The organism is Streptomyces sp. NPDC017246 (assembly GCF_044331325.1).
GTDB lineage: Bacteria > Actinomycetota > Actinomycetes > Streptomycetales > Streptomycetaceae > Streptomyces.
Genome location: NZ_JBIRMW010000010.1, coordinates 280000 through 293047 on the forward strand (window position 1 = coordinate 280000; position 13048 = coordinate 293047).

A 13048-nucleotide genomic window follows, 5' to 3' on the forward strand; every position below is an offset into this window, starting at 1 on the left:
GCCCCGCCGCCGCTCGGCACCCGAGGCCTTCCCGCGGTTCCTCAGGCCTCCACCCGCGCCCGCTCCACCAGCGCCCTCAGGTCCAGGGTGTGCGGCAGCGTCCCGAAGGCCGCGCCCCCGTCCCCGCCGAGCCGCCCCGCGCAGAACGCGTCCGCGACCTCCGGCGGCGCCCACCGCACCAGCAGCGCTCCCTGGAGGACCAGCGCGAGCCGCTCCGCGAGCCGCCGCGCCCGCGCCTCGACCCCCTCCAGGTCCGCCAGTTCGACCAGCAGCCCACGGATCGCCCGGTCCAGCCGGTGGTCCGCGCCCCGCGCCGCCCCCACCTCGCGCAGCAGCGCGTCGAGCGCGGCGGGCTCGGTCCGCAGCGCCCGGACCACGTCGAGCGCCTGGATGTTGCCCGAGCCCTCCCAGACCGAGTTGACCGGCGACTCCCGCAGCAGCCGGGGCATCCCCGACTCCTCCACGTACCCGTTGCCGCCCAGGCACTCCAGGGCCTCCGCCACCAGGGGCGTACACCGCTTCGTCACCCAGTACTTCGCCGCCGGGACCGCGATCCGCAGCAGCGCCCGCTCCTGCGGGGTGTCGGCGTCGTAGGCCGCGGCCAGACGCAGACCGAGGACCGTCGCCGCCTCCGACTCCAGGGCGAGATCGGCGAGGACGTTCCGCATCAGCGGCTTCTCGATCAGCGGCCCGCCGAAGGCACTGCGGTACGCGCAGTGGTGCACGGCCTGCGCCACCGCCTGCCGCATCAGAGCCGCCGACCCGAGCACACAGTCGAGCCGGGTCGCCGCGACCATCCCCATGACGGTGCGCAGCCCCTGCCCCTCCTCGCCGATCCGGCGCGCCCAGGTCGTCCCGTCGAACTCCACCTCGGCCGAGGCGTTCGAACGGTTGCCCAGCTTGTCCTTCAGCCGCTGGAGCGCGAAGGCGTTGCGCGAGCCGTCCGCGAGCACCCGGGGCACCAGGAAGCAGGTGAGCCCCGCCGGGGCCTGGGCCAGGACCAGGAAGGCGTCCGACATCGGCGCCGAACAGAACCACTTGTGCCCGGTCAGGACGTACTCCCCGGCCGCCGCCAGCGGACGCGCCTGCGTCGTGTTCGTCCGTACGTCGCTGCCGCCCTGTTTCTCCGTCATGGCCATCCCGAGCAGAACACCCGGCTTCTCGGCCACCGGACGCAGCCCCTGCTCGTACACATGGGAGGTGGCCGCAGGCTCCCAGACCTCCGCGACCTCCGGCTCGGCGCGCAGCGCGGGCACGGCGGCGTGCGTCATCGACAGCGGGCAGCCGTGCCCCGACTCCGCCTGTGACACCACCAGAAACCCGGCGGCCCGCCGCACATGACCACCCGGACGGCCCCACGCGTCGGTGAGGCCGGCCCCCACCGACTTGCCCAGGAGCCGGTGCCAGGCAGGGTCGAACTCGACCTCGTCGATCCGGTGGCCGTAGCGGTCGTGCGTCCGCAGCCGGGGCGGACGGGCGTTCGCCCGCTCGCCCCACTCCTGGACCTGCGCGGAACCGGCCGCCCTGCCGAGGACGACGAGGTCATCGCGGGCCTCGGCGAGCAGCTCCGGCGCCAGGTGCCGCTCGACCGCCTCGGCCAGTGCCCGATCGCTCGTGAAGACGTCATGTCCCACCAGGGGCGGAGGCTGGTTGGTCACGGTGTGGGAGGTCGCTGCCATGCCGATACGGTAAGCAGGTGCAGGCAGCAAGCGAAACACCCGAACGGCCCGAGCGGCGGCCCTGGAGCAGGCTCCACCGCGCGCGCGTCCTCTACCGCAACGTCTCGAAGCGGAAGATGGTCTGGCTGCTCCTCAAGGACACCGTCAACTCGTGCATCGAGTACCGGATCCTCGGGCTCGCGGCCGAGGCCGCGTTCTTCACGCTGCTGTCGCTGCCGCCGCTGCTCCTCGGGCTGATCGCCCTCCTCGGCTACGCGGACGACTGGACCAACACCGACACGGTCGCGAGCATCCAGGAGAACATCCTCCGCGCCGCCGGAACGGTTCTCTCCGACCGGGGCGTCGACGACATCGCCAAACCGATCCTGGACGACGTCACCCAGGGCAAACGGCCCGACCTGATCTCCCTCGGGTTCGCCATCGCCCTCTGGTCCGGCTCGCGCGCGGTGAACGTCTTCATCGACACCATCACCGTCATGTACGGACTCGACGGCCACCGCGGCATCGTGAAGACCCGGCTCCTCGCCTTCCTGCTCTACATCGTGGCCCTGATCATCGGAGCCGTGGTGCTGCCGCTCGCGGTCGTCGGCCCCGACCGGGTGGTCGAACTCGTCCCCTGGGGAACGGAGGTCGTCTCCGTCCTCTACTGGCCGGCCGTCATCCTGCTCTCCATCGCCTTCCTGACCACGCTCTACCACGTGTCCGTGCCCGTCAGATCGCCCTGGATCGAGGACATCCCCGGCGCCCTCGTCGCCCTCGGGATGTGGGTCCTCGGCAGTTTCCTGCTGCGCATCTACCTCACCAGCCAGGTCGAGGGCCCGACGATCTACGGCTCCCTCGCCGCCCCCATCGCCGTCCTCCTGTGGATCGGCATCTCGGCCTTCGCCGTCCTGGTCGGCGCCGCCGTGAACGCCGCCATCGACCGCGTCTGGCCCTCCGTCGCCACCGCAGCGGCCCGCGAGGCCAACGAGCGGGCCCGCGCCGTCCAGGCGGCGGAACTCGTCGCCCGGGTGCGGGCCGAGGCGGAGGACGTCGACGAGGACGACCCGGACATGCCCTCCGAGTTCCCCGAGCGCTGGTCCAGGTTCCTGCCGCCGGACGACGTGAAGGCCCGCCTCCACTCCGGCTGGGAGAAGGACTGACCACCCGGCGGGGGTCTAGTTTTGACGTGTGTACGAGGAACGCCCCGCCCTGCTCGACGGAGCCGTCCTGTGGACCCGGACCGCCGGCCCCGCCACGGAGGGCCCCCGGCCGGTCCTGCCCGACGGCTGCATGGATCTGATCTGGGCCGACGGACACCTCCTCGTCGCCGGACCCGACACGCACGCGTACGTGCCGACGGAGACCGCCGAACGGTACGCGGGCATCCGCTTCGCCCCCGGGGACGCGCCCGGCTTCCTCGGCGTACCGGCCCATGAACTCCGCGACCGGCGGGTCGCCCTCGGCGCGCTGTGGGGCGAGGCCGAGGCGCGACGGCTCGGCGAACGGATCACCGAGACCCCCGACCCGGCCACCGCCCTTGACACGTTCGTACGGCTCCGGGCGGCCGCGGCCCCCGCGCCCGATCCCCTGCTCCGGGCCGTGGCGGCGCGCCTCGCGGCGGGCCGGGCGGTCGCCGAGACGGCCGAGGCCGTCGGGCTCGGCGCCCGGCAGCTGCACCGGCGCTCCCTGGAGGCCTTCGGCTACGGCCCCAAGACCCTCGCCCGCGTCCTGCGGCTCCAGCGCGCGCTCGCCCTGGTCCTGGCCGGGGTGCCGTACGCCGAGGCCGCCCTCCGTGCGGGCTGTGCCGACCAGGCCCATCTCGCACGCGAGACCAGGGCGCTGGCCGGGACGACGCTCGGCGCCTACGTGGCGGCCGCGGCGGAGTCGGCGAACAGCGAGACGCCCGAACCGTCCGGATCGAGGACCACGGCGTAACGCTGTCCCCAGACCGCGTCCCAGGGCTTCAGATGCCCCCGGTACCCGGCGGCCACCAGCTCGTCGTACGCCGCGTCCACGGCCTCCGGCGCGTCGCACCGGAAGGCGAGCTCGATCCGGTTGCCGCCCTCGGGCCGCCGCCATCCGGGATCGAAGGAACGCACGACGTCCTCCGTGTCCCAGGCGATCCGCAGCCCGCCGGGCAGCGCGGCCTCCACGTGCGGGGCGGACTCGGCCCCGTCCGGGATGTCCAGGCCGAGACGGCGGTAGAAGGCGAGCGAGGCGGCCATGTCTGAGACCACGACGCCGATGAGGTCGAGGCGGGGTGCTGTGTTCATGCGAGCACGGTAGGCACGGGGCGCCCGACGGGTCTTGTACGAATCGGACGCGCAACCCGAACGGTGCGCCCCCGTCCCTGGCTCCCGTCCCGGCCCCTCTCCCAGGCCCCGTTCCGGTGCCGTCCTGTCGGCCCTGCTCGCAGTGGCCCGAAAAGGGGCCCGCGATGGCCTGAATAAAACCTGTGGCGCGTGCCGGTGCGTTCCGGCTACGGTCTCTCCCGTACACGATCGCGACCGCGCGATCGTGACGAGATCGCGCGAAAAGACGCACAGGAGGTGTGACCGATGGCTGTCATCACGACGGGCCTTGCCCTCACGCAGAAGTTCATCCACACCACCTCCGTGGCCACCGGCTGACCTCACCGTTCCGACACACAGCGCCGGGGCCACCCCTGTGAAGGGTCCCCCTTGTCTTTCCCGCTTTCCCACGTCACTTCTTCCTTCTCCGCCTCCTCCTCGCTCGACGCCCACGGCTGGGACTCCGGCTGGGCCGAGTCCTTCGCTCCGTACGTCGCCCAGGGGCTCGTCCCCGGCCGGGTGATCCGGGTCGACCGCGGTAAGTGCGACGTCGCCACCGCCGACGGGATCGTGCGCGCCGACACGGCGTTCGTGACCCCGCACGACCCGCTCCGGGTCATCTGCACCGGCGACTGGGCCGCCATCGATCCCGAGGAGGCCGGCGACCCGCGCTACGTACGGGCGTGCCTGCCGCGCCGTACGGCCTTCGCGCGGTCCACCTCGTCCAAGCGGTCCGAGGGCCAGATCCTCGCGGCCAACGTCGACCACGCCGTCATCACCGTCTCGCTCGCCGTCGAGCTCGACCTCGGCCGCATCGAGCGCTTCCTCGCCCTGGCCTGGGAGTCCGGTGCCCAGCCGACCGTCGTCCTCAGCAAGGCCGACCTCGTGCCCGACCCCGTCGGGCTGTCCTACCTCGTCGAGGACGTCGAGACGGTCGCCCCCGGCGTCCAGGTCGTGCCCCTGAGCTCGGCCACGGGGGAGGGGCTCGACGTGCTGTCCGCGGTGGTCGCGGGCGGTACGACCGTGCTGCTCGGCGTCTCCGGGGCCGGGAAGTCGACCCTCGCCAACGCCCTCGTCGGCGAGGACGTCATGGATGTCCGGGCCGCCCGTGACATCGACGGCAAGGGTCGTCACACCACCACCACCCGCAACCTCTTCGTCCTCCCGACCGGGGGCGTCCTCATCGACACCCCCGGACTGCGAGGAGTCGGCCTCTGGGACGCGGAGACCGGCGTCGGCCAGGTCTTCTCGGAGATCGAGGAACTGGCCGGTGACTGCCGCTTCCACGACTGCGCCCACGAGTCGGAGCCCGGCTGCGCGGTGGCCGCCGCGATCGAGGACGGTTCGCTGCCGGTGCGCCGCCTGGAGAGCTACCGCAAGCTGATCCGCGAGAACCAGCGGATCGTGGCCAAGACCGACGCCCGCGTGCGCAGCGAGATCCTGAAGGACTGGAAGCGCAAGGGTGCCGAGGGCCGCCACGCCATGGAGATGAAGCGCGGGCGCGTCCGCTGACGGGTGCGGGTGCGGGTGCGGGTGCACCGGGGAGGCGCGTCGGCCGGGCGCCCCTCCCCGCTCCCGCAACGCCGTGTCCGAAAACCGCGAGCCGGAGGTCGTCGGCCGTCGCACACTGGAACACGTGAAGGACGACGACACCCGCTACGAGGCGGTCAGCAGCAGGGACGCGCGGTTCGACGGAGAGTTCTTCTTCGCCGTCCGCACCACCGGCATCTACTGCCGCCCCAGCTGCCCCGCCGTCACCCCCAAACGGCAGAACGTCGCGTTCTTCCCGACGGCCGCCGCCGCCCAGGGCCACGGCTTCCGGGCCTGCCGCCGCTGCCGCCCGGACGCCGTGCCCGGCTCCGCCGCCTGGGACGTACGGGCCGATGTCGTCGGCCGCGCCATGCGGATGATCGGCGACGGCGTCGTCGACCGCGAAGGCGTGCCCGGCCTCGCCGGACGTCTCGGCTACAGCACCCGGCAGGTGCAGCGCCAGCTCACCGCGGAGCTCGGCGCCGGGCCCGTCGCGCTCGCCCGCGCCCAGCGGGCGCACACCGCGCGGCTGCTGCTCCAGACCACCGGACTGCCGGTGACCGAGATCGCCTTCGCCGCGGGCTTCGCCAGCGTCCGCCAGTTCAACGAGACGATCCGCGCCGTCTACGCCCGTACGCCCACCGCCCTGCGCGCCGAGGCGGGCAGCGGCGCGGGAGCCCGTACGGCGCTCGCCGCCGGGGTCCCGCTGCGGCTCGCCCACCGGGGCCCGTACGCGGCCGGCGAGGTCTTCGACCTGCTCGCGGCCGAGGCCGTGCCCCGGGTGGAGGAGGTCGTCGGGAGCCCCGGCGCCCGCACCTACCGGCGTACCCTCCGGCTCCCGTACGGCACCGGCGTCGTCTCCGTCGACGAGCGGTCCGCCGGGCGCTGGCTGGACGCGCGGATCCACCTCACCGAGCTCCGTGACCTGACCACCGCCGTGCACCGCCTGCGGCGCCTCTTCGACCTGGACGCCGACCCCTACGCGGTCGCCGAGCGCCTCGGGGCCGCCCCCGGGCTCGCCGCCGAGGTGGCCGCCCGGCCCGGCGTACGGTCACCGGGGACGGCCGACCCCGAGGAGTTCGCGCTGCGGACGCTCCTCGGCGCGGAGGAGGCCGCCCGGGTCGTCGAGGAGCACGGCACCCCACTGGCCACCGCCTGCGGCAGCCTCACCCATGTCTTCCCCGGTCCCCAAGCCCTGACCGGCCACCCCGTCGTGGGCCCCCTCGCCCGCGCGCTCGCCGCCGGCGAGGTCGGCCTCGGCCCGGGCGCCGACCGCGACGAGGCCGAGCGGGCGCTGCTCGCCGTCCCCGGCGTGGGTGCCGGGGACGCCGCCCTGATCCGGATGAGGGCCCTCGGAGACCCGGACGTGCGCCCGGCGGGCGGGCCCGACGCGGAGGAGTGGCGCCCCTGGCGCTCGTACGCCGCGCGCTACCTGGGGGCGGCCCCGCTCTCCCCGGCCGCCTGAGGGGCGTCCTCGAGGCCCCAGCTGTGGATCCGCCGCGGACGGATCCGGATGACCTCCTCGCTGAAGTGCGCGCCCAGATCGTGCGGACCGACGAGGAGCTCCGCCTCGCCGCGGATCTCGACGCCCCGCACCCGCCAGGGGCGGACGCTCGCGAGGTCGTCGACGACCAGCGCCACCTTCGGGTTCTCCCGCAGGTTGCGCCACTTCTTCGTACGGCCCATCGCCAGACCTCCCACCAGGACGGTGCCGTCCTCCTGCGGGAAGAAGCCGACCGGATTGGCCTGCGGCTGACCGGACGGGTCGACCGTGGCCATCCGGCCCAGCCGCGGGCCGTCCGTGAGATAGGCGCGTTCCGCCTCGCTGAAGCCCTCGAATTCCCTCATGGATCCAGCATCGCGCCGCGGCCGCCCCGGCGGATCGGCAGCGGGATGTAGTCCGTCTCCCTCCAGGGGCCTAGGACTCGCGCCCGCGGGCGCCGGCCGGCTCCGGATCCTTCAGCCCCAGAGCACCGCGCCCGCCCACGCCCCCACGATCAGCAGGCAGGAGAAGAGCTCGACGAGGACGCTCGTGCCCGCGGCCCGCATCACCGTGCGGGTCGCCGCCCTGGCCTGGCCGTGGCCGCCGAGCCGGAGCCGCTCCGAGAGGTAGATCCCGCCCACGAAGCCGGGAATCGCGCCCAGCACCGGGATCAGGACGAAGCCCAGGAGCGCGCCGAGACCGGCGTACGTCACCATCCGCCGGGTGATGCCCACGCCCCGGAAGCGGCGGGGCGGAAGCTGCCAGACGACCACCTGGGTGAGCAGCAGCAGGCCGGTGGTACAGGCCAGCAGGATCCAGGCGAGGTCGGTCCGCTCGTGCAGGGACCACCAGAGCATCGCCGCCCACACCAGCCACGTCCCCGGCACGCCCGGGGTCAGCACCCCGAACAGGCCGAGCAGCATCACCGTCGCGACCATCAGGAGCTGCCACACACCCACGCTGCCCAGGGTCCCCCACAAACGACGTCCGCGCAGGTCGCACAGTGCATACGGGGGCCGGGCGAGGAGGTGCGGGCACGGACGCGGGCTCAGCCGCGCGCCACCCAGCCCTTCTCGTACGCGTGCCAGCCCAGCTGCAGCCGGGTCGTCACCCCGGTCAGCTCCATCAGGCCCTTCACCCGCCGCTGCACCGTCCGCAGACCCAGGTCCAGCTGCTTGGCCACGCTCGCGTCCGTCATCCCCGCGAGCAGCAGCGAGAGGATCTCCAGGTCCATGACGTCGGGACCGGGCGCCTCGTCCTCGGTGACCTGCGCGCCCGCCCCGAGTCTCAGCGGCAGCGCCTCCCGCCACACCGACTCGAAGAGGCCCATCAGCGATTCGAGGAGCCCGCTCGCGTGCACGACGATCGCCGCCGGCTCCACGCCCCGCCCGGTCAGCGGCACCATCGCCAGATTGCCGTCGGCGACCACCAGCTTCGTCGGGACCCGGTCGGCGACCCGGATCCGCTCCTCACGGCCGAGCGCCGCCGACAGTTCCAGCAGCCCGGACGGCAGGGTCAGCACCTCGCGCTCGATCACCACCCGGTAGCGCACGCCCCGCCCGGCGGCCTGCTCCTCCGCGTCGTTCTCCAGGCCCGAGACCGCGATCGGCTTGCCCGTCACCAGGGCGCAGACCTCCTCCTGCGCGCCCAGCTGGAGCTGGAGGAAGCGGTGGGTGACGGCGCTCGCGCCGGTCACCACCTCCACCAGGTCGTGCACGGCCGCCTCCGCGGCCTCCGCCCGGTACTCCTCGGCGAGCAGCGCGGCCGCCAGCTCCGCCTGCTCCAGCTCGTGGCGCTGCTGGGTCAGCAGCGCGCCCAGGGCCACCCCGGGCGGGGCCGCCACCCACCGGCCGGTCCTGGCCGAGGACTGCGCGGCGAGCCCCTGCGCTTCCAGGCGGCGCAGCGCCCGCTCGGTGTCCCGTTCGGGCAGCGCCAGCCGGTGCGCGAGGTCGGTCACCTCGGCCGCGCCCAGCGCGACGAGCGCGCGGTACGCGGACTCCTGGCGCTCGTCGAGTCCTATCGCTCCCAGCATGGATGCCCCACCCCTCGCCCTACCTGCGGCGGGCGTCCCGGATCTTCCCGGGACGTTCACCGGAGGCATTCGTTCCGTTGGTGACCTGGCGGGAAACGGCCACGGCGTATTCCCGCCTTGCCCATCATCCCTGTACCGCTCTCACCTCTGCCAATGTGGCGCCACCGCAGCACCAACAGCCTCCGGAGACGGGTGTCTTATGCCTTTTTTCCGGAATCAGATGGGGAGAGCGATGCGCCCGATTTCGCGTACGGCCCTGGGGGCGGCGACCGCCGTCGTCCTGGCCGTCACCGCGGTCGCGCCGTCCATGGCGAATGAGCCGCAGGACGACACGGCCGGCAAGCGACCGCTGGTAGGCAGTGAGGCCTCGGCCCGCGCCGGCGACCGTCCGGTCACGGTGACCCTCGTCACCGGAGACCGTGTCGTGGTCACCCGCGACGCCGACGGCAACCCGGCAGCCACCGCCCTGCCGGGCGCGGACGGAACCGTCCCCCTGATCCAGACCCGCCGCTCCGGCCAGGACCTGTACGTCTACCCCGAGGCCGCCACCGCCGCGCTCGCCGCCGGACGCGTCGACGAGGAGCTCTTCAACGTCACCGGGCTCGTCCGCCAGGGCTACGACGACGACGCCACCACCACGCTGCCCCTCATCGCGGTCTACGGCTCCGACCTGACCCGCTCCGTCCCCGCAGCCCCGCGCGGCTCCCGGCGCGGCCAGGTCCTCAGGACCGTCGACGGCGTCGCCCTCAAGGCGGAGAAGAAGCAGGCCGCCACCTTCTGGGCCGAGCTCGACGCCCCCGCCGCCCGCTCCGCCTCCGGGATCAGGAAGCTCTGGCTCGACCGCAAGGTCCAGGCCACCCTGGAGCGCTCGACGAAGCAGATCCACGCCCCCGAGGCCTGGGCCGCCGGCTACGACGGCACCGGCACCAAGGTCGCCGTCCTCGACACCGGCGCCGACGTCGAGCACCCCGACCTCAAGGGCCGGGTCACCGCGTCGGAGAACTTCACCGACTCCGAGACCACCGACGACCGCCAGGGCCACGGCACCCACACCATCTCCACCGTCGGCGGCTCCGGCGCCGCGAGCGGCGGCAAGAAGAAGGGCGTCGCGCCCGGCGCGGCCCTCCTCAACGGCAAGGTCCTCAACGACGCCGGCTCCGGCGCCGCCTCCTGGATCATCGCGGGCATGGAATGGGCCGTCGCGCAGGGCGCCGACGTCGTCTCGATGAGCCTCGGCAGCCCCGTCCCCACCGACTGCACCGACCCGATGAGCATCGCGGCCGAGGAACTCGCCCAGAACAAGGGCACGCTGTTCGTCATCGCCGCCGGCAACTCCGGCCCGACCCTCAACACGGTCTCCTCGCCCGGCTGCGCGCCCAGTGTGCTCACCGTCGGCGCCACCGACCGCGACGACTCCACCGCCTACTTCTCCAGCCGCGGCCCGACGATCGTCAACCACACCCTGAAGCCCGAGATAGCGGCGCCCGGCGTCGGCATCTCCGCCGCCGCGGCCGGCGGCCGGGGCGTGTACGCCTACCAGTCCATGTCCGGTACGTCGATGGCCACCCCGCACGTCGCGGGCGCCGCCGCCATCGTCAAGCAGCGCCACCCCGACTGGACCGCCCAGCAGGTCAAGGCCGCGCTCGTCGCCTCCGCCGAGAGCTCCGTCCCCGGCGACGTCCGCGAGGTCGGCGGCGGCCGCCTCGACGTCAAGGCCGCGCTCGACCAGACGGTCCTCGGCGCCCCCGCCGTCCAGGGCGGCACTTACAACTGGCCGCAGGACAGGACCGACCGCACCACGGTCTCCGTCCCGTACACCAACACCTCCGGCGCCGCGGTCACCCTGAACCTGGCCGTCGAGAAGGTCACCGGCAACGACGGTTCCACTGTGCGGAGTTCGGTCGCCAGACTCGGCAAGCGCACCGTCACCGTACCCGCCGGCGCCACCGTCCAGGTGCCGCTGGAGCTCGACCCCACGGCCCGCCTTGACCGCGCCCAGTACGGCGACGTCACCGGCCGCGTGATCGCCACCGGCAAGGGCGGCGTCCACGTCTCCACTCCGTTCTCGCTCTACGTCGAGCCCGAGACCGTCACCCTCCGCGTCAAGCTGATCGACCGTCAGGGTGAGTCGGCCTCCGGCGCCTCCTCCCTCGACGTCATCGGCACGGACGACGCCGGCGGCGAGCGCCGCTTCAACGAGGGGGCCGCCGACCAGGTCTACCGCCTGCGCCCCGGCAGCTACTTCCTGTCCTCCTTCGTCACCACCCCCGACGCCGGGGAGGGCGCCAGGCTGAACGACTCGCTCAGCTACCTCGGCCGCCCGCAGCTGGAGCTGAAGAAGGACACCACGGTCGTCCTCGACGCCCGCAAGGCCCACAGGCTCTCGGTCGCGACCGAGAAGCCCTCCGAAACCCGTGGTGCCACCCTCGCGTTCGCCCGCTCCTGGGGCGACTACTGGATGCACGCCGGCACCGCCGCGGCGCCGCGCACCATCCGGAACTACTACGCCTCGGTCGAAGGCGCCGCCGACGAGGGCGACTTCGAGTTCGGCAGCTACTGGCGCGCCGCGGCCCCGCAGATCAGCTCGCTGCGCACCGCCGACGGCCTGACCCTGCACCCGCTCACCGCCTCCACCGGCTCCGACAACCTCGACGGCGCCGCCTCCGCCCGGCTCGTCGACGCCGGAACCGGCACCCCGGCGGAGCTCGCGGCCGCCGGAGTCCAGGGCCGTATCGCCCTCGTCCGGCTGCCCGACGACTCCACCAACGCGGGCGCGCTCGCCCGGGACGCCAAGGCCGCCGGCGCCGTCGCCGTGATCGTCCACCACTCGACGCCCGAACGCTGGTACCCCAGCGGCTCGTTCACCGGTTTCGGTCTGCCCGTCCTCTCCCTCCCGTCCGGCGAGGCGACGGCCCTCCGCGGCAAGCTGGCGGCCGGCCAGGTGACCCTCGCCTGGAAGGCCACCGCGAAGAGCCCGTACTCGTTCAGCCTGGCCTTCCCCGAGTCCGGCTCCGTCCGCGACGACAGGACCTACCGCGTCCGGGACGACCGCCTCGGCCGCAAGGAGGCACGCTTCGGATCGGCCGGCATCGCCACCGACTTCATGTACTTCGTCGACGCCTCCCGCCCCAACGGCACCCGTGTCTCCTTCGGCTCCCTGGAGACCGTCCCGGCCCCCGGCAGCCGCACCGAGTACTACACGACCGGCGACACCGCCTGGGCCGAGATGGCCGGCAGCAGCTTCCCGTTCGGCGAGCTGATGATCGGCGCCCCGCACACCTACAAGGCGGGCGAGAAGCGCACCGAGAGCTGGTACGACGACGTCCTCGCCCCCACCGCCCCGCGCGACGCCGAGGGCAGGCCGGTCCTCGTCTCCGAACGCCAGGGCAACCTGATCGGCTTCGCGAACGCCATGTGGGGCGACAGCACCCACCACGCCGAGCCCGGCTCCTTCGGGGACATCGGCAACCTCATCCTCCGCCGCGACGGCGAGCTCCTCGGGCGGACCGGCTGGCCGTTCGGAGTCTTCGAGGTACCGGCCGAAGCCGGGACGTACACCCTCGAACAGAACACCACGAAGATCGGCAGCAAGGTGTGGGCCCGCTCCACTTCCGTCAACTCGGTGTGGGAATTCACCTCCAAGCTTGACGAGAGCGTCTATTCTCAGGGCATCCCGATTCTCTTCCCCCGGTACGACCTTCCGGAGGACGGACTCAAGACCCTCGCCGCGACCGACGGCCAGCACATCGGCCTCACCGCGACGGGTCACGCGGGCTACACCCCCGCAGCGCTCACCTCGGCGAAGCTCTCGTACTCCTACGACGGGGGTACGACCTGGACCGAAGCGCGGGTCTCTCAGCAGGGCGGTACGTGGACCGCGACCGTGAACCACACGGGCGCGGGCGGCAAGCCGGTCACCCTGAAGACCGAACTGACGGACGCCAACGGCAACTCCGTCACCCAGACCGTGGTCCGCGCCTACGACGTGCGCTGATCACGCCGGTCCGCCGGGCGTCCTTCCCGTGGGGGGTGGGGCCGCCCGGCGGACCAC

At 73.4% G+C, this 13048-nt stretch carries 10 protein-coding genes; 5 read left to right on the forward strand and 5 right to left on the reverse strand.

Annotated elements, in window-relative coordinates; genetic code table 11:
• Window positions 1-41: 41 nt before the first annotated feature.
• A complete protein-coding gene (locus ACH4MY_RS24110; RefSeq protein WP_398005793.1) occupies window positions 42-1679 on the reverse strand; it encodes an acyl-CoA dehydrogenase family protein in 1638 nt (545 codons plus the stop codon).
• Window positions 1680-1696: 17 nt separating this feature from the next.
• On the opposite strand from ACH4MY_RS24110, the gene ACH4MY_RS24115 reads away from it, so the two are divergent.
• Together ACH4MY_RS24115 and ACH4MY_RS24120 are read left to right on the forward strand one after the other, a co-directional pair.
• On the forward strand, window positions 1697-2821 hold the full coding sequence (locus tag ACH4MY_RS24115) for a YihY/virulence factor BrkB family protein (protein ID WP_398005794.1): 1125 nt from the start codon (window positions 1697-1699) through the stop codon (window positions 2819-2821).
• Between the two features lie 28 nt (window positions 2822-2849).
• Entirely contained in the window at window positions 2850-3596 is a 747-nt protein-coding gene (locus tag ACH4MY_RS24120; RefSeq protein WP_398005795.1) for a helix-turn-helix domain-containing protein, read from the forward strand.
• On the opposite strand, the gene ACH4MY_RS24125 is transcribed toward ACH4MY_RS24120, so the two are convergent.
• A complete protein-coding gene (locus ACH4MY_RS24125; protein ID WP_398005796.1) occupies window positions 3524-3934 on the reverse strand; it encodes a VOC family protein in 411 nt (136 codons plus the stop codon). The two genes, ACH4MY_RS24120 and ACH4MY_RS24125, sit on opposite strands and share 73 nt — an antisense overlap.
• Before the next feature lie 408 nt (window positions 3935-4342).
• On the opposite strand from ACH4MY_RS24125, the gene rsgA reads away from it, so the two are divergent.
• Entirely contained in the window at window positions 4343-5464 is a 1122-nt protein-coding gene (rsgA, locus tag ACH4MY_RS24130; RefSeq protein WP_398005797.1) for a ribosome small subunit-dependent GTPase A, read from the forward strand.
• Window positions 5465-5579: 115 nt separating this feature from the next.
• Window positions 5580-6947, forward strand: a complete 1368-nt coding sequence (locus tag ACH4MY_RS24135; protein ID WP_398005837.1) for a DNA-3-methyladenine glycosylase 2 family protein — start codon at window positions 5580-5582, stop codon at window positions 6945-6947.
• Here the strand turns inward: ACH4MY_RS24135 and ACH4MY_RS24140 are convergent.
• From ACH4MY_RS24140 to ACH4MY_RS24150, 3 genes are all read right to left on the reverse strand, one after another.
• A complete protein-coding gene (locus ACH4MY_RS24140) occupies window positions 6911-7330 on the reverse strand; it encodes a PPOX class F420-dependent oxidoreductase (RefSeq protein WP_398005798.1) in 420 nt (139 codons plus the stop codon). The genes ACH4MY_RS24135 and ACH4MY_RS24140 overlap by 37 nt on opposite strands.
• Before the next feature lie 111 nt (window positions 7331-7441).
• Window positions 7442-7924: a DUF456 domain-containing protein gene (locus tag ACH4MY_RS24145; RefSeq protein ID WP_398005799.1), complete on the reverse strand. Its 483-nt coding sequence runs from the start codon at window positions 7922-7924 to the stop codon at window positions 7442-7444.
• Window positions 7925-8013: 89 nt separating this feature from the next.
• Window positions 8014-8997 (reverse strand): helix-turn-helix domain-containing protein, encoded by a 984-nt coding sequence (locus ACH4MY_RS24150; protein ID WP_398005800.1) that lies wholly within the window; start codon window positions 8995-8997, stop codon window positions 8014-8016.
• Window positions 8998-9229: 232 nt separating this feature from the next.
• Between ACH4MY_RS24150 and ACH4MY_RS24155 the strand changes: the two genes are divergently transcribed.
• Complete coding sequence (locus ACH4MY_RS24155) at window positions 9230-12991, forward strand: S8 family peptidase (RefSeq protein ID WP_398005801.1); 3762 nt, start codon at window positions 9230-9232, stop codon at window positions 12989-12991.
• Window positions 12992-13048: the final 57 nt, after the last annotated feature.